This is a genomic window from Methanosarcina barkeri MS (assembly GCF_000970025.1).
In the GTDB taxonomy this organism is placed as follows: domain Archaea; phylum Halobacteriota; class Methanosarcinia; order Methanosarcinales; family Methanosarcinaceae; genus Methanosarcina; species Methanosarcina barkeri.
The window spans coordinates 3,810,527-3,827,234 of sequence record NZ_CP009528.1; the positions used below are offsets into that span (position 1 = coordinate 3,810,527).

A 16,708-nucleotide genomic window follows, 5' to 3' on the forward strand; every position below is an offset into this window, starting at 1 on the left:
GAAACTAACCTGTAACTTAAAATCAGAAACTAACCTGTAACTAATAGAGGTTAACCTATAACTAATATTGAAGTATGAAAGATAAATTGAGGTATGAAAGAAGATGAAACTTGACGACTCATCCCTTCAGAAGTTCGGTTTTATAAAAAGAGAGACCCTTGGCAGTATAAACATCGACCCTCTTCAGACAGGCGGGCGTCTGACCGAGGCTGCAAAACAGGCTCTTGTAGAGTGGGGAGACGGGTATTCAGTATGTGATTTCTGCGGAGGGGTTCTGGATCAGATAAAAAAGCCTCCAATTTATGATTTTGTACATAAGGCCCTTCCCGAGTTTCTTGACTGTGATGAGGCAAGGGTCACAAATGGGGCACGGGAGTCCAAGTTTGCTGTCATGCATTCTATTGGAAAGCCGGGTGACTGGATTGTGCTCGATGGGCTTGCCCATTACTCTTCCTACGTTGCAGCCGAAAGAGCAGGCCTTAATATCAAAACCGTACCTCATTCAGGCAGCCCCGATTATTACCTTGACCCTGAAGGGTATGCCACAGCAATCGAAGAGGTTACAAAGGAAAGTGGAAAACCGCCTGCTCTTGCACTTGTAACTTACCCGGACGGAAATTATGGAAACCTGCCCGATGCAAGAAAGATAGCGTCGGTCTGCCATCAATACGACGTCCCTCTTCTTCTAAATGGTGCATATGCCGTAGGAAGAATGCCGGTATCTGCAAAAGAAATCGGTGCTGACTTTATTGCAGGCAGCGGGCATAAATCTATGGCCGCATCAGGGCCTATCGGAGTGCTCGGGGTAAGCGAAGAGTACGCTCCCATCGTGCTCAGGAAATCCAAACATAACAAGGTAAAAGAAGTTGAGTTTTTAGGATGCACGGCAAGGGGCGCTACGGTTATGACCCTTATTGCATCTTTCCCGGATGTGGTAAAGCGTGTTAGGAACTGGGACCAGGAGGTCGAAAATGCCCGCTGGTTCTCGGCAAGGCTTGAGGAAATGGGCTTTATCCAGCGCGGGCAGAAACCCCATTCTCATGACCTTATGTTCTTTGAAGCTCCACGCTTCTATGAAATCTCCGAGAAAGTCAAGAAAGGGAGATACTTCCTCTACAAAGATCTCAAAGCACGCAATATTCACGGTATCAAGTCCGGGCTTACAAAATATTTCAAACTCAGTACTTTCGGGCTTGGAAGAGAAAAACTTGAAGTTGTCGCTGACTCCTTTGAAGATATCCTGAAAAAATATGAGGATATTTAAGGCTGTTTAAGCCTGTTGATATTTTATGTCCGGGAGGACTAAACCAGGTGCACGATCCTGGTTATGACTTTCCCCTTTTTTGAAGCAGATAAATTCAAAGATTCAAGATTCCGAAGAAATTATGTGAAAAGTGCGCAAAAATGTATATTTTTGGAATATCTGCCAAATTTATCTGCTGAGTCCAGGTACTTTTACTGAGTCCAGGTACTTTTACTGAGTCCAGTACGTTTACTGAGTCCAGTACGTTTACTGAGTCCAGTACGTTTACTGAGTCCAGTACGTTTACTGAGTCCAGTACGTTTACTGAGTCCAGTACGTTTACTTTTTCAACTCAGGTTTTCCATATAATACCCTTCTTGTGTAGAATTAAATACCCAGGCAGTTTACGCCCCATGATGAATTAAATAGCATGAGTCCTCTAAATTATTATGAGAATTTAATCATTATGGAGGAGTATGTTTGGAAGACAATGGTGGAGATGCTTTTAAGTATAAACTTGGTAAGTGGGTTCTAAGCATAGATGAATGCGCTTTTATGGATCTTATGGAGATTGGAAAGAACAAGTCTATGCGTCAATATCTAATCGAGTCAATTGATCATTGGGTAAACAGAGAAGAACCACTTATAACAGATGAATTTATTTCGGAAATGTGCGACTTTATTAAAAACGAAAATGAAATCCTTTACGACCGTTTGATGAAGAAATGTGCTCTAAAAGGAATAAGTGTAGGTGAAGGTATATTTGAATCCCTGAGTCTTTTAAACTGTGGAATGATAAGTGCGCAGGAGTGCAGACAGTATGAAGGTGACTTTTCTGATGTGTGATCTCTGTCTTATATTCTCACTCTCTTAAGTAAACTTAATTTTGTACTTCAAGCACATAAATCCTGAATATATTTCGCGGAAAAGAAAAGGTAATTTAGGTGCAGCAGTAAGATCTCGCAATGAAATTTCTCTGCTATTCACCTGTCTTTAGTTTTTCAGCAAATTTTCTTTTTGGATATTTTTGCAGTTTTTGCTGAAGAGTTTTTTTTACTTGAAATCTTTCAGGGCTTCGAAATCCAGTGTTGCAAAGTAATCCTCAATAGTCTCGGCTCTCCTGATCTGCACAACGCTTCCGTCTTTTCTGAGAAGGAGTTCGGCAGAACGGAGTTTTCCGTTGTAATTGAAACCCATAGAGTGGCCATGAGCACCTGTGTCGTGGATTGCAAGGATATCTCCTATTTCAATTTCTGGAAGAAGCCTGTCAATTGCGAATTTATCATTATTTTCGCAGAGGGAGCCGGTTACGTCATACTTATGGACAGGAGCCTCATTTTCCTTTCCGAGCACGGTTATATGGTGATAGGCTCCGTAAATACCCGGCCGCATCAGGTTGGCCATACAGGAGTCCATCCCGACATAGTCCTTGTAGGTGTGTTTGAGATGCCGAACCTGGGTAATCAGGTAACCATAGGGGCCTGTAATTACACGGCCGCATTCCAGGAAAACTTTGAGCGGATAAAGCCCGCTAGCTGTGATTGTGGCTTCGTAAGCTTCTTTGACACCTTTTGCCACGGCTTCGAAGGAAACAGGTTCTTCTTCAGGCCTGTAGGGGATGCCTATGCCTCCTCCGAGGTTCACAAATTCGAACTTTATGTTGAGTTCCTTTGAGATTTCAACTATAAGTTCGAAGAGAATTCTTGCGGTTTCCACAAAGTAATCAGCTTTTAGTTCATTCGAGGCCACCATTGTGTGCATTCCAAAACGCTTTACTCCTCTGTCCCTGAGTATGCGGTAGCCTTCAAAAAGCTGGTCTCTCGTAAAGCCGTACTTTGCCTCTTCCGGCTTTCCTATAATGGCATTTCCCTCTTTAAGAGGGCCAGGATTGTACCTGAAACAGACAATATCAGGAAGTCCGGCATACTTTTCAAGGTAGTCAATATGGCTTATGTCATCAAGATTTATGTATGCTCCAAGCTCTTTTGCCTTCAGGAACTCTTCAGCAGGAGTATCGTTTGAGCTAAACATTATGTTTTTTCCGGTAATTCCGGCTTTTTCAGCAAGAATTAACTCCGGCAAAGAACTGCAATCCGCACCAAAGCCTTCTTCTCTCAGAATTTTAAGAATATAGGGGTTTGGGAGGGCTTTTACAGCAAAAAACTCTTTAAAACCCGGAACCTCCCTGAAAGCTGCTTTCATTTTCTCCGCATTTTCCAGAATGGCTTTCTCATCGTAGATATGAAACGGGGTGGGATACTTTTTTATTATTTCCTGAATTTTCTCTTTGGTGAAGGGAAGGTCCTTTGAAACCATATTATTACCTTTTATCGATTTTTGTTTAATGGGGTTTTGTATCAATTTGAACTTTTACTCCTTTATTAGTCTTTCTACCCCGAGTTCCGTCACCCGAGTTCCGTCACCCGAGTCCCGTCTCGGGAGGATGGTGCCCTTTTCGCTCACTTCGTTCGCTCAAGAGGGCTGAACTAAGGCAAGAAAAGCTGTTTTCTAAATGCGCTCAGGAGGGATCATTTATTCAAATTTTGTTTTGGATTAGGCGGCGTTGTAGTTATGACTTTTTTAATAAAAGGCTTAACTGCAAACTTTTTTGAAAAAGAGTTGATTGAAAAATCCAGCAAAACTACGTGGTCAGCGTTATCACAACCATTTTCAAAAAACTGCTTGCCTGCAACCCTTTTGAAAAAAGGCTTGACCGAGAATTTTAGCAACGAAAGGATCAAACATCATAATGGTTGCAGCACAACCCTTTTGAAAAAAGGCTTGACCGAAAACAACAGCAAGAACGTGATCGGCGTGATCAAACGGCGCAACGGTTGCGGCACATACGATCATGCATTGAGTTTTTTGAAAACTTGTTTAAGCCTGGAGTAGGAGTAGGTGTTTACAACGTCTTCTTTTTCCAACCAGCCTCGACGCGCCTGTCCGAGGCCGTACCGCATGGAAGTCAGGTCGGAAACGGCATGGCTGTCTGAAGATATACAGAACTTTAGGCCAAAGGTCTTTGCACGCAGGATAAGCTCGTCATTAAGGTCAAGCCTTGAAGGCTGGCTGTTGATCTCCATTACTCTTCCATTTGCAGCGGCAGCTTCAAAGACTTTTTCAAAATTAACGGCATAAGCCTCTCTTTTTCCAAGCAGCCTGCCTGAGGGATGTGCAAGGATATCGAGGTATTTGTTCTCCAGAGCCGTGACAATCCTTTCAGTCATTCTCCTTTCAAGGAATGCAAAACCGGAATGTACAGCTCCTACCACAATATCGAGTTCTTTGAGAATCTCATCAGGATAGTCAAGGCTTCCATCTTTCAGGATATCGACCTCAGATCCTTTGAGGATTTTTATCCGGAATATTTTTGAGAGTTTGTCGATTTCTTTCCATTGGGCTTTTAATTTCTCAACATCCAGGCCGTTTGCAACCTTCTGGGAACGGGAATGATCGGTTACTGCGATATACTCATAACCAAAAGCTTCTGCTTTTTCAATCATTGTTTTTAGGCTGTCTTTTCCTTCACTGTATTCGGTGTGCATGTGGAGATCTCCCCTGAGATTGCCTGCTTCTACCAGTTTGGGCAGGGCATTTCTTGCAGCGGCTTTAATTTCTCCCCGGTTTTCACGAAGTTCGGGTGGGATATAGGCAAGGCCAAGTTTTTCATAAATCTCTGCTTCGCTGTTGCCTGCAATCTGTTTACCGGATTCTTTTAAATACAGCCCGTATTCAGAAAGTTTGTAACCGTTTTTGATGGCAACGTTTCTAAGTTCTATATTGTGCTCCTTTGAGCCCGTAAAATACTGAAGAGCTGCTCCGTAACTTTCAGGTGGGACTACTCTAAGGTCAATAGCTGTCCCTTCTCTCAAAATTACGCTGCTTTTTGTGCTACCTTTTAAGATCACTTGTTCAACGTCCGGAAGGGAGACAAAACAATCCATTACTTTCAAGGCCTCTTCTTTTTCAGCTTCTGCCAGGATATCGATATCCCCAATTGTCTCTTTCAACCTGCGGAGTGAACCTGTGCATATTATTTTCGAGAGATCGATTTTAGAGGTTCTGCTTTCACACTGGGCTTTTAAAGCAGATATGACTTCGTCTGCTAGTGGAAGTGCTTTTCCGAGAGCTAGCCGGGCATGGCTTTTCTCATACTGCTCAATTGCCCTTGCCAGATTCTTTTCACTTTTTTCTCCAAATCCTTCGAGCCTCTTTAGCCTGTGGGCAATGATTGCGTTTTTAAGATCTGAAAGTGTCCTTACACCAAGGGCATCGGAGAGATTTTTGATTTTCTTTGCCCCAAGCCCTCGAATTTCCATTAGTTCTGTAGCACCTGAAGGGGCTTTTTCTTTAAGCTTTTCAAATTTTTCCACTTCGCCTGTTTCCAGATATTCGGCAATGTGATTAGCAATTGACTCCCCTATGCCCGGAATTTTAGTTAGTCCAGATTTTCCGTCTTTGGTATAGATTTTTTCTATGTCTTCCCCAAGGTTTTCTATCATCTGAGCAGCTTTCCTATAAGCCCGTGGTTTCCATTCAACCTGCTGGTATTCAAGAATGTCAGCAACCTCATAAAATAACTCGGCAATCTCTCGATTTCTCAATTGTTACCCCCTGCCCCTTTTATTTTCTGTTCCAGTTTCTTCTTTTACTATCTTCTCCTTTCTTTCCTTTCTGCATAAATAGTCTTCAAATACCTGTGCCTTTCCTCAATAGATCTCCAATCAATAGATCTCCAAATATCTTTTCTTCATTCAATAAGTCTTCAAATACCGTTCATTCAATAAATCTTTAAATGTATGTTATTTCTTCAATAAATCTTCAAATGCCTCTGCCTTCCTTTAAATTCCGGACTTCTGTAAGTGTAGTAATATCATAAAGTCCTTTATCATGTCTTATGCGTAAAAAGCGAGGAAAACGCAGAGCAAGCCCGGTATTTCCTTTTCCCTGCCCGGCAGTGTGACTCGGGCTTTCAGTAATTTCCGAACCAAGGACTTCAATAACCAGAGACGGTTCTACAAAGATATCCGGAAGCATTCTACTTTTTATGAGTACATTTTTAGGGACTTCAGAAATAATATGCTCTGAAAGTAAGCTGTCGATTTCTTTCGCGTCCTCTTCTGTGAACCCGGTTCCAACTTTTGTAAAAGTTTCAAAACGCTGTTCCTCTTCATTAAGAATTGCACAGAGGAGAGACCCAAATGAACCTTTCCTTTTTCCTCGTCCGTAATATTTCCCTACAATTGCAAGGTCAAAGGTCTCTCTCATCCCGCTGGCATATTCTTCTTTCCATTTGAGCCAGAGCCAGCTCCTTTTTCCGGCTTCGTAAATAGAATTCCGATCCATAGATTTGATTATAATTCCTTCAAGCTTCTTTTCCAGAGCCTCGTTGAAAAAGTCCTCTATTTCTTCAAGATTATCCGTAACAATTCTTCTAGCAAGGCGAAGAATTTCTGATTCCTTTACATATTTCTCAAGGATAGCTCGTCTTTCCGGGTAAGATTTTTTCAGAAGCGAATTTCCTTCCAAGTACAGGATATCGAAAAAGAATACGGCAACAGGGCAAATTTCAGCATATTTTTGGACCTCATACTTTCTGCGCCTCTTCATTAGTCTCTGGAATGAATAAAATTCTCCAGTTGAATCGTCTGCTTTCCTGCCTTCAACGTATGCAACGATTTCCCCATCAAGCACGATTTTCTCTGCAAGAATGCCTTTCCTGACTGCTTCCACAACATCGGGATACTGGGCAGTTATATCTTCAAGCCTTCGAGAAAAAGCTTTAACCTCTTCTCCGTTTTTATGGATCTGCACTCTCTCCCCATCATATTTTTCTTCGGCTGCTTTTTTTCCGGGAATTCGTTCTTCAAGCTCTTCAAAGGTTTCCACGCGCTGCGCAAGCATTGACCTTACAGGCCGGCCAAGTTTTATGGAGAAGCGCCCAAGAGCTTTCGGACCGTGTTCTGCAAGGGATTCTGCAAGCTCTCCGATGTCAGTACAAACGCTATAGCTTTCTTTGATCTTGACGACATATTTTTCGTCCCCTGTAAAAGCGATAGAAAATGCCTCAAGCAAAAATTGGTCCCCAAAACCAAGCCTTAGTTTCCCAAGTACAATCCTGACTATGTATTTTCCTTCTTTGGGACTGGCTCGCTACAGGATACTGGAAAGCAGCCCGGTTTTTTCCTCCTGACTTCCTTTTCCTGAGGCTTCTTTTATCTCTTTTAATCTTCCAAACACTTCATCAATTGCCAGAGACTTTTCTTCTCTACGATTTAACTCAAAAGCTACATTCCCAAGGTCCCCTGTCCTTGAATATCTTTTTTTAACCTCTTCTTCGGAAACTTCGTATGCTCCGGCAATAGCTTTTAAAGCGAGCTTATCTCCTATTCCCAGTGCTGTATTCTCAAAAGCAGGTCCTATGCTCCCGAGAAAAAGGTATGCACTGTCATTTACTTCCTTTCCTTCCAGCCCCTAAAAAAAATTAGCAATTTTCCTGACGATTTCCTTATGGGATGTTATGTTTTCAAGTTCCTCAAAAAGCTCCGCAAGCTCTATGAATCGAGCCATTACCCTCTCCCCGAAAAAACGCTTTGAAATTTTTCTCTATACTAGAATTCAATTTGCAGGTCTTTATCGCTTTGCACCCTCAAATTTCAGAAATAGAGTTTTTCCTCTTTTCCCCATGAAACAACTATCTCTGCCGTTCTCTCTTCATTACCGAAACCTTTAATATCTAAAAGATGCATGAGGAGAATACACATCACCTCTATATATCTTCATGCGGCTGTGGTTTAGCGGCTATGACCTGAGCTTCCCAAGCTTAGAACCCGGGTTCGAATCCCGGCAGTCGCATTGAAAATAATTAAAAATAAGTCTTTTTTGAATTATATTTCTTTTATACGAAGTCTATTTTAAACTGTATTTCTTTTAAACTAAGTCTTTTTGAAACTGTATTTCTTAAAAACTAAGTAACTATTCAGCCTACCAAAAAAAGTTGATTGATATCGATTTGAATGAAAAATAGTTACTGTTATATTACAATTTATTTTTAATAATATTTAGAAATATCTTTACTGGCTTCGATCCCCAAAAAATTCAGAATAAAGTTAGACTTTAAAATCCACATTAATAAATGAACTTTTTAATAAATGCGCCTATAAAAAAATTAAAGATAAACACGGATAAAAACGAATTGAAACTATCTATGTTCATATGTGTTTATCTGTGTTTTATTGAGAAGATACTATGAATCGATGTATCAGGTGTTTATTTGTGCTCTACAAGAGGTAGATAATCCGAATAGGTGCTGTGTGTTATGTTTTTATACGCGGAGTCAGCAATGCCATCCCCGTCTTTATCTACTGCGGTTTGGGAAAATCCAGTGCCGTCAGGTTTTCCCCAGAAATTACCCGCTATATACGATCCGCCTACAATGTTAGTGCCTGAAGTTTTCGTAATGTTATAGGAATTTCCTTCTCCGTTTTTAATGGTCATATTGGTATTGTTGAAGTAGTTGTTGTAAATAAGGTTCCTATCGCTTCTAGGGCAGATATAAAAACCGTAAACACTATTATTTTGAACAGTGTTATCTGAGAATGTATTGCCGTCAGAGTTGCCAAAATGGATTCCTCTGCTACTATCAGAAGCCGTATTTCCTGAGAGGAGATTGTCTTTGGAACTTTGAATAGCAATCCCGTACTCTTCATTATTTGTAACTGTATTGTTTGAGATTATATTTCCACTGGAATACAGGGTATAGATCCCAAGCCCGTTATTCAAAAGTTTGTTGTTATCAATTGTACAGTTCCTGCATGAAGACAAATAGATTCCTGAGTGAATGGGGTCTGTAGCTCCAAGAATCTTAAACCCACTAATTGTTATATTATCTGCTTTCAGAAGGAGCACGTTAGCATTTGGAGTTCCGGCTTGAATTATTGTATCATCAGGGTTTCCGGATTCTGACCTGATTGTGAGATTATCTTTAGTTATTTTGATGTTTTCTGTATAGGTTCCGGGACTTACGGTAATTACATCGCCAGAAGTTGAATTGTTAATAGCACTTTGAATCGAACTTCCTGGCTGGACTGAAATCTCAGCCGCAGCTCCGATACCTGATATTAGTGTTAAAATAAGAACAAATGCTAATAAAGCGGTTAATTTGCTTATTTTAATGCCTCCGTTTATTTAGAAAAGTTCTGGTGGAACTTTATTTAACGAATAAATATTTACGCCCCAACACCATGCCAATTCTCGTATGTAAACGTGTTGACTTGACCAAAAAAAATGTTTTTTAATATAAATTCTTTAATCTAGTTTTTTCAAAACAAGAAGTCTAATATAAAAATTAAAAAATGACTGGATTTTAACCATAACCCCTTCCCTTCTTCATTTAATAACAGTTACAAAAGTTGCTTATTTAAGAACGAATGCGGGAGAATTTTAAAAAGATCGGGCTTCGCCAGAGAAGCACAAAATAGATTTACGGGCTAACGTACCCGTATTTAGACTAAAACGAAATATTCTAACGAGCCTACTCCATAACTCAAAATTGCTTCTTTGAATATTGAAATCAAGAATAATCAAGAGTATATGATCAAGGAAACTAGTTCTAAAACTCTTATCAATTTTGAGTATAAAACTGGTTTTGGGATGAGCTCAACTCTTCTCAGGTTAATTATGCTATCCATATGTGTTTGAGCCCAAAGATATCCCAAAATAATTATCTTCTAAACTATACGTCTACTTTGGATCGTGTTATTATTATCCTACTGATTTATTGAGATCAGGACTTACGCGGCTGAACTGGGAAATCAATCGCATCAAACCTTTAACTGTATAAACCACTAAAAAAGTCACAACGCCTAATGTGCTTGATTTTGTACTTCAAGTGCGTAAGTCCTAGACATGAATTCTTCTGACTTAAATGCGGGAAAGCTCATCAAGTGAAACCTTTTTCCTGTAGCCCATACCCTGGAATATTGCTACAAGATCTCCTTTATCATCAGTTATATTTACAGTATATGTTGAAATTTTGGGATTTATTGAGGTTTCTTTTGCCTCCGCTGTGAGAGTCTTGCCTGTTGCGGCTTTTACAAAAGAAATATTTGCATTGATAGCGACAGCAACATTACCGTACGCATTTGACGCTGCAGCAAAAGTAAGATCTGCAAGGGTAAATATTGCACCTCCCTGGACGGTTTTCAGGGCATTAAGGTGCTTTTCCTCTATATTCATGATAGCTTTCGCATATCCAGGAGAAACTTCTAAAAGTTCAATTCCTGAAACTGCAGCGAATTTATCGTTCTTAAAAAAGTTTTTAATATTCTCCATGTAATAACTCCAGTTATTGTATAAGTAAAATCGTGCTCTATTCTTCTTATTTTTAATTAAAGTTATTCTTCTGAATGTAAACTTAATCCTGAATCTGCCATTTTCAGAGGTAAAATTCCTGCCGAGCCCCTAATATAACTATCAAAATCTTTTTGAACACCAAAGATAATTTCTCCTAGGATTGAAGTGGTGGAAAAAAATACATTATTCTGGAAGGCAGTTATCAAAAGGACTACACAGGTTATTGCAGGCCTATTCTTTTTTATGGTGGCGTTTTTTCTTTCTGCCGGTATGATTGATCTGCCCAGAGCATGGTTTTTCTTTAGCCTTTATTTCATCTCGGTGCTCTTTAACATGGTTATTTTCCTCAAGTTCAATCCTGAGGTCATAAGAGCACGGAGTGAAATGAAATGGGGAGAAATGAAGTGGTGGGATAAATTGTTTGCCGTGCTCTATATCATATTTCTTTTCATAATGTTTATTGTGTGCGGGCTTGATGTGGGAAGATTCCAGCTTTCAAGCCCTGGGACGGAGTTTCTAGCTATCGGCGTTGTAATTTTCATCGTGGGATGGGTTTTTGTAACGTGGGCAATGGTCGAAAACAAATTTTTTGAAACTACAGTCCGCATCCAAAAAGAAAAGAGACATAGAGTTGTTATCACAGGACCTTATGCTATCGTCCGGCATCCGGGATATGCCGGCATGATACTGTTTTACGGCTGCGCTCCGTTCGTCATTGGCTCTCTTTATGGACTGATACCTGCACTGTTACTTGCTGTTACTTTTGTTTTCCGCACATACTTCGAAGACAGGATGCTCTACAAAGAGCTTCCAGGATATAGAGAATACACAAAGAAGGTAAGGTATCGGCTTGTGCCGTTTATTTGGTGAGAAATAAAAGAATCACTTTTATTCTCGACTTTATTCTCGACTTTATTCTCAACTAGAATAGTTTCATAACTATTTTCATGATCAGATTACCAGATAATTATTCAGAACATAAAATTCAGAGATACAGTTTTGATTTTTGAGATGAGCTCTATGGATACGTGATAGAAAATTACTTTTAAAACGCCATCTGACCCTTAAAACCAGACTAATCTGTATAGTTGATAGAGATTAATTATTTATAAACGGATCGTTTATTATTTATTTGATTTATATTAAATTATATTTTATTTAATTTAAATATATATAATCGGCCTGTTGGTCGAGCTCGTATACGGGGGTTAAGAATGAAAATGAAATTAATCGTTTCTCTGCTAGCGTTATGCATGACATTGTCTATTGTGTCTGTGCAAGCGCAGACTGACACGGACATGGTCGGAAATATGAAAAATATGAGTGCGATCCTGGCCGGAAATATAAATGAAACCATTACCTGCAACATGACCGGAAACGCGGCTATTGTCGGCACGGATAATATAAGCGGAAAAATGGGGAACATGACAAAAATGGGGAACATGACAAAAATGGGGAACATGACAAAAATGGGGAACATGACAAAAATGGGGAACATGACAAAAATGGGGAACATGACAAAACCCGTGACATTTAATATAGTCGGAAAGGTGGTCATAGTCAATGACATTGGAAATATGACCGAAAAAGCGCTTATAATTGGCAAAATGGAGAATATGCCCGGAAAAGTGATTATTTTCGGAAAAATGGATAAAATGGGTGTAATGGCCACAAGAATGGAGACTAGGTCAGCCGGAAATATGTCTGCCAGAATGGCCACAAGAATGGAGAACATGTCCGGAATGGCAGAAAACCTGCAGAACATGACCATAGTCAAGGTCGGAACCATGACTGGAACTGTGACATGCAATATGACCAAAGACATGGAAAACATACCCAAAATGGCCGCAAAAATGGAGAACAAGACCGGAAGAATGGAAAACCTGACTGTGCTCGCGGCTGGAGATATGAGTGGGACCATAACATGTGATCTGACTGGAAAAATGATTATAATCAGAAACATGGGTAGTATGGAAGAGGTAGCCGGAAAACTATCTAATATGCCCGGAATGGCCGCAAGAATAGAGAACATAACCGGAAAAATGGGGAACATGACCAGACCCATGATGTGTAACATGACCGGAGGCATGATTATATTTAAAGATATGGATAATATGGCCTCAATGGTCGAACAAATGGATAATATGCCTGGAATGGACGAAAAAATGAATTATTTGAGCGGAATGGACGCAAGTACGGTTATACTAGAGGATATGGGCATGACTGGAATGGCCGGAGAAATGGAAGACGTGACCAAAATGCCCGGAAAAATGGGTGTAACCGGAAAAAAGATTATGATCCGAAATATGGATGATATGACTCAAATAATAACCAGAACCGTTACATGCAACATTACTGGAAACACGACTACTATTAAGAACATGGGGAACATGACCGAAAAATTAGGTATGAAGTAACTATTGATCGGTAAAATGTTCGTGTAACAAAGTATGAATAAGGAAAGGATTACCTGTCAGTTTGATTGAAAATCCGCCTCAGGAAGTAGAAGCTGCAAATATATAGTATTTACAGTTCCTTACTTCTTTATTTTTCCAGTTTTTTATCGTGCATTATCTACTCGACATGCATTATCTACTCGGCATGTTTACCTGATATCCAAAATCAGCCTTTCGATCTATTTCTGCTCTTACCGGATATTCGAGCGTCAAACAAACTTCCGGACTAAAATAGATTTATCAATAAGTCTATAAATGCCCTAAGAATACTTATTATATATATCAGTTATTTCTTTTAACAATGCAAGTGCACTAATTTGCATGTGATCATATACTTGATGAGAGTAAAACACATGGATAAATAGCAATTAAAAGAAGAAAGAATGGAATTACTTTCCCAGATTGATTCTCTTTTTGATTTCCTTCTCACGTCACTGTCAATTTTATGGTTGATTCTTATTATTATAGACTTAGTGTCTGGTCTTTCACCTACATTGCAGACATTAAGTTTTTTTATCTGGGGAATATTTATAATTGATTTTTTTATCGAACTGGAAGTTTCCCCGAAAAAGAAGGATTATTTAAAGGAAAACTGGCTTGTCGCTCTTTCCCTGTTTTTGCCTGCATTGAGAATCCTGAGGCTATTTAGCGGATTCAAGCTGGTTGGTTTTGCAAGCCATGTCAGATCTCTTCATCTGGCCAGTGTTCTCTCTTCTTTTTATCGGAGCTTAAGAACAGTCCGACAGATAATGGAGCAGCGAGGCTTGATATATATTCTGCTGCTTACGACTTTGATAACTCTACTTGGAGCCGCGGGGATATATGATTTTGAGCGGCAAGGTTTTACTTCTTATTTGGATGCTCTCCGGTGGACAGCAATGATTATGATTACAGTAGGAAGTAATTACTGGCCAAAAACCGCTGAAGGAAGGATACTGGCCTTCTTATTATCTGCTTATGCTTTATACATTCTCGTATATGTAACTGCGGCCCTTGCACACCTTCTTGTCAGAAGTGAAAAGTCGTTCTCAAAAGAGATTGAAGAACTGCGCAGCAAAGTACAGTGTCTTTCCAGTGAAATTAACAGGTTTTCAGAAAGGGAAAAAAAGTAGATTTGCAAAATTTTTCAATCTTTTTTGCTACTGGTTCTTCTCTGTTTTCCTAATTACGACCTACCATTTATCAGGCAAACACCGATAAAATTTGCAGATTATTGCATAGCTTAAAATTCGTTTTTTAATTTAATTCCTTGAATTGACAAGGCAATTTCAAATTACTGAGCGAGCATGAACGCTCTTTGAATTAAGTATAAATTAGGTTTTGAAATAAGTCTATTAACAAAAAAAGTCTATTAACAAAAAACGTTTCGGCTAAAGATAATAAACTATAAAAATAAAATTATATAAAATAGGCTGTAAATAGTATATTATTTGATATATTCTTTTAATTAACAATGGTTTCTTATTTATATTTCTATATCTATTATATTCTTTGAGTATAATCTCCTGTTGGTACGTACTATTTGTTGGGGCAACTTGGGATCATTTTAATCGGTACATTTTTTCGGCACATAAAATGAGAGCAAAATCTGTCGGTAATATGCCTTCCAGAATACCGTCAATAACTAAGTGATAAAATAACGCTTAAGTGCTGTATATACCGATAAAAATGGTTGAAACACCGACAGCTTAGTCGTATCAAACAATAGGAGTGTGTACAAATGAGAATACTTAAGAAGACAATAAGCGTGCTAGTGCTGGTCTTTTTTGTAGCATCTCTGACAGTTGGGTCAGCCAGTGCAGGTTACTGTAAAAATAAATGCGACTGCAATAAGGATAAATGCTGTGACTGGGGATGCAAAGATAAATGCAATCACAAAGATAAATGCGGCTGCGGCTGCGGCTGCGACTATGACTTTGACTTCGACGCCTTCTTTGGAGGTAGCTTCTTCGGATACGATTGCTTCCTAGGAAATGGTTGCTTCTTTGGAACAGGCGACTCCTGGATTGACGGCTGGAATGACTGTTGTTAACTAGACTGTCATAATATAAGTTAAAGCATGATTACTCATTCGTAACGTCTTACATCAGGCTGCAAGGACCATTAAGTCCTCAATAGTTCAAGTTTAGAGTTTCTATGGGGGAGTACTCTTAACAGAAATTACGCGTTTAAGTAGTAAAAGAAGTATGAGCACGTACCTCTATCACATATATAAATTAGACATTTAAAGTCTTATGCGACTGGTTCTTTAGTTTAACTGTGTAGTTTCTTTCTCTATACTGGATAGCAGTCATCGAAGTGAATTTACGAATGAGCCTCATTTTATTTTTCTTAGAGATCATAATCTGACAAATCTGCCGAATTTTTAAGAAAGTTTCTGATTTCTGACTCTTAGGTATAGCTTGATTAAGGAAAAACTCCTGAGGCTCAAATTACTAACTTCTACTTTGTACCCGATGATTAGCGTTACATTTTTCCTGTTACTGATTTAATTTATACAGGATTTTCTCTTAACCTACTTTCTGCAGGTCGACATTTATTTTTTGGCAATTTTTAATGATATCGATTTTGGAAAAATCAGATTTCAGGTGTAAAATCGATATCCTTCAGCAAGAAAATTCCTTAACCGATGATCATATAATTGGCTTAGTTTATTTAAGGAAATATAGTTGTATCTGGAAAGTAATTTTTACATAAATAAAGAATTCATAGAAACCGTGTGTATTCTGCAAAGAAATAAATGTATCTATTAACTTTTAATGATCTCAAATTTATAGCACTGGAGGAGTTTGATTGAATAAAGGAAATTTGACGTATTTTGTTGCTCTTATTTTCCTACTTCTTGTAGCCTTTTTAATCTTTTCGGAACAGAGAAAGGAAAAAAACTCAGGGATTGAGAACGTAAGTGTACAGGAAGCAAAAGAGATGATTGAAACAGGCGATGTATTCGTACTTGATGTTCGTACGCCTGATGAGTTTAACTCATCTCATATCAAAGGAGCGACCTTAATTCCCCTAAGCAATGCCTTTGGATCAAATTTGAGTTCGGATAGTCTGCTTAAAGCTCGTATAGACGAAGTACCCAAAGAGAAAATACTGGTTTACTGTAGAACAGGACGCAGAAGTGATACGGCAGGTAAAATGCTTGTAAACGCAGGATATTCCCAGGTTTATAATATGGTAGGAGGTATCATTGCCTGGACAGATGCAGGATATCAGGTTGTCAGCTCTGAAGATACAGAGTCTGAAGGCTCACATAATTGAAATTACATAGTCTGCACTTCTAATCGGCATCACATCACCTTATATAAGGAGCCGATTTTATCGGCCACAACTTTTGTATTTTTATTGTTCCGCATCTCAGTGAGCCAATAATTCTAATCATTTTCCTTTTTTTCAATATATTTCAATTGAAACCTGTTTTTTTCCAAGTGCAGTAACTTCAAACGAAGTAATTTTAAACGAAATAACCTCAAAAATAACTTAAAAAGAAATAACTCAAAAGAAATAACCTTAAATGCAGTAGCCTCTTAAGATCACTACTACATATTCTCTCTATGATTACTCTATACTTGTTCTGTAACTGAAAAGACTTTTATTCTCTAGAAATCTAAATTTACAATGAACTAAAAATTATAAAACTGGTTTTATATTA

Annotated in this window: 12 protein-coding genes, 1 tRNA gene and 1 pseudogene; 9 read left to right on the plus strand and 5 right to left on the minus strand. The window is 38.9% G+C overall.

Going from position 1 to position 16,708, the window contains the following annotated elements; genetic code table 11:
* Window positions 1-103 precede the first annotated feature (103 nt).
* A complete protein-coding gene (pscS, locus tag MSBRM_RS15425; protein WP_048121666.1) occupies window positions 104-1,264 on the plus strand; it encodes an O-phospho-L-seryl-tRNA:Cys-tRNA synthase in 1,161 nt (386 codons plus the stop codon).
* A 459-nt stretch (window positions 1,265-1,723) separates the two neighbouring features.
* Window positions 1,724-2,089 (plus strand): hypothetical protein, encoded by a 366-nt coding sequence (locus tag MSBRM_RS15430; protein WP_048121668.1) that lies wholly within the window; start codon window positions 1,724-1,726, stop codon window positions 2,087-2,089.
* 207 nt (window positions 2,090-2,296) lie between these two features.
* On the opposite strand, the gene lysA is transcribed toward MSBRM_RS15430, so the two are convergent.
* Window positions 2,297-3,559: a diaminopimelate decarboxylase gene (gene lysA / locus MSBRM_RS15435; RefSeq protein WP_048121670.1), complete on the minus strand. Its 1,263-nt coding sequence runs from the start codon at window positions 3,557-3,559 to the stop codon at window positions 2,297-2,299.
* Between the two features lie 255 nt (window positions 3,560-3,814).
* Here lysA and MSBRM_RS20625 point away from each other — a divergent pair, with 255 nt between their 5' ends.
* Entirely contained in the window at window positions 3,815-4,135 is a 321-nt protein-coding gene (locus MSBRM_RS20625; protein ID WP_155396532.1) for a hypothetical protein, read from the plus strand.
* Here MSBRM_RS20625 and polX read toward each other — a convergent pair.
* Together polX and MSBRM_RS15450 are read right to left on the minus strand one after the other, a co-directional pair.
* Window positions 4,093-5,847, minus strand: a complete 1,755-nt coding sequence (polX, locus tag MSBRM_RS15445; RefSeq protein ID WP_048121673.1) for a DNA polymerase/3'-5' exonuclease PolX — start codon at window positions 5,845-5,847, stop codon at window positions 4,093-4,095. The genes MSBRM_RS20625 and polX overlap by 43 nt on opposite strands.
* A gap of 217 nt (window positions 5,848-6,064) precedes the next feature.
* A pseudogene (locus MSBRM_RS15450) lies at window positions 6,065-7,714 on the minus strand (ATP-dependent DNA ligase).
* A gap of 312 nt (window positions 7,715-8,026) precedes the next feature.
* Here MSBRM_RS15450 and MSBRM_RS15455 point away from each other — a divergent pair.
* Window positions 8,027-8,098, plus strand: a tRNA-Gly gene (locus MSBRM_RS15455).
* A gap of 414 nt (window positions 8,099-8,512) precedes the next feature.
* On the opposite strand, the gene MSBRM_RS15460 is transcribed toward MSBRM_RS15455, so the two are convergent.
* Both MSBRM_RS15460 and MSBRM_RS15465 read right to left on the minus strand, forming a co-directional pair.
* A complete protein-coding gene (locus MSBRM_RS15460; RefSeq protein ID WP_080941583.1) occupies window positions 8,513-9,430 on the minus strand; it encodes a right-handed parallel beta-helix repeat-containing protein in 918 nt (305 codons plus the stop codon).
* Between the two features lie 735 nt (window positions 9,431-10,165).
* Window positions 10,166-10,576 (minus strand): PaaI family thioesterase, encoded by a 411-nt coding sequence (locus MSBRM_RS15465; protein ID WP_048121674.1) that lies wholly within the window; start codon window positions 10,574-10,576, stop codon window positions 10,166-10,168.
* Window positions 10,577-10,765: 189 nt separating this feature from the next.
* Here MSBRM_RS15465 and MSBRM_RS15470 point away from each other — a divergent pair, with 189 nt between their 5' ends.
* From MSBRM_RS15470 to MSBRM_RS15490, 5 genes are all read left to right on the plus strand, one after another.
* The gene (locus MSBRM_RS15470; protein WP_052712919.1) at window positions 10,766-11,467 is read left to right on the plus strand and encodes a methyltransferase family protein; all 702 of its coding nucleotides are present in this window, start codon (window positions 10,766-10,768) and stop codon (window positions 11,465-11,467) included.
* A gap of 344 nt (window positions 11,468-11,811) precedes the next feature.
* Entirely contained in the window at window positions 11,812-13,014 is a 1,203-nt protein-coding gene (locus MSBRM_RS15475) for a hypothetical protein (protein ID WP_048121676.1), read from the plus strand.
* A 422-nt stretch (window positions 13,015-13,436) separates the two neighbouring features.
* Window positions 13,437-14,165 carry an ion channel gene (locus MSBRM_RS15480; RefSeq protein ID WP_048121678.1) on the plus strand — a complete coding sequence of 243 codons (729 nt, stop codon included), beginning with the start codon at window positions 13,437-13,439 and terminating at the stop codon, window positions 14,163-14,165.
* A 608-nt stretch (window positions 14,166-14,773) separates the two neighbouring features.
* Entirely contained in the window at window positions 14,774-15,085 is a 312-nt protein-coding gene (locus MSBRM_RS15485) for a hypothetical protein (protein ID WP_048121680.1), read from the plus strand.
* Window positions 15,086-15,846: 761 nt separating this feature from the next.
* A complete protein-coding gene (locus tag MSBRM_RS15490) occupies window positions 15,847-16,317 on the plus strand; it encodes a rhodanese-like domain-containing protein (RefSeq protein ID WP_048156218.1) in 471 nt (156 codons plus the stop codon).
* The last annotated feature ends 391 nt before the right edge of the window (window positions 16,318-16,708 follow it).

Coding starts and splice junctions, on each gene's coding strand:
- MSBRM_RS15465 (WP_048121674.1), bottom strand. CDS start 10,576: ATGGAGAATATTAAAAACTTTTTTAAGAACGATAAATTCGCTGCAGTT.
- MSBRM_RS20625 (WP_155396532.1), top strand. CDS start 3,815: ATGACTTTTTTAATAAAAGGCTTAACTGCAAACTTTTTTGAAAAAGAG.
- MSBRM_RS15480 (WP_048121678.1), top strand. CDS start 13,437: ATGGAATTACTTTCCCAGATTGATTCTCTTTTTGATTTCCTTCTCACG.
- MSBRM_RS15485 (WP_048121680.1), top strand. CDS start 14,774: ATGAGAATACTTAAGAAGACAATAAGCGTGCTAGTGCTGGTCTTTTTT.
- MSBRM_RS15475 (WP_048121676.1), top strand. CDS start 11,812: ATGAAAATGAAATTAATCGTTTCTCTGCTAGCGTTATGCATGACATTG.
- pscS (WP_048121666.1), top strand. CDS start 104: ATGAAACTTGACGACTCATCCCTTCAGAAGTTCGGTTTTATAAAAAGA.
- lysA (WP_048121670.1), bottom strand. CDS start 3,559: ATGGTTTCAAAGGACCTTCCCTTCACCAAAGAGAAAATTCAGGAAATA.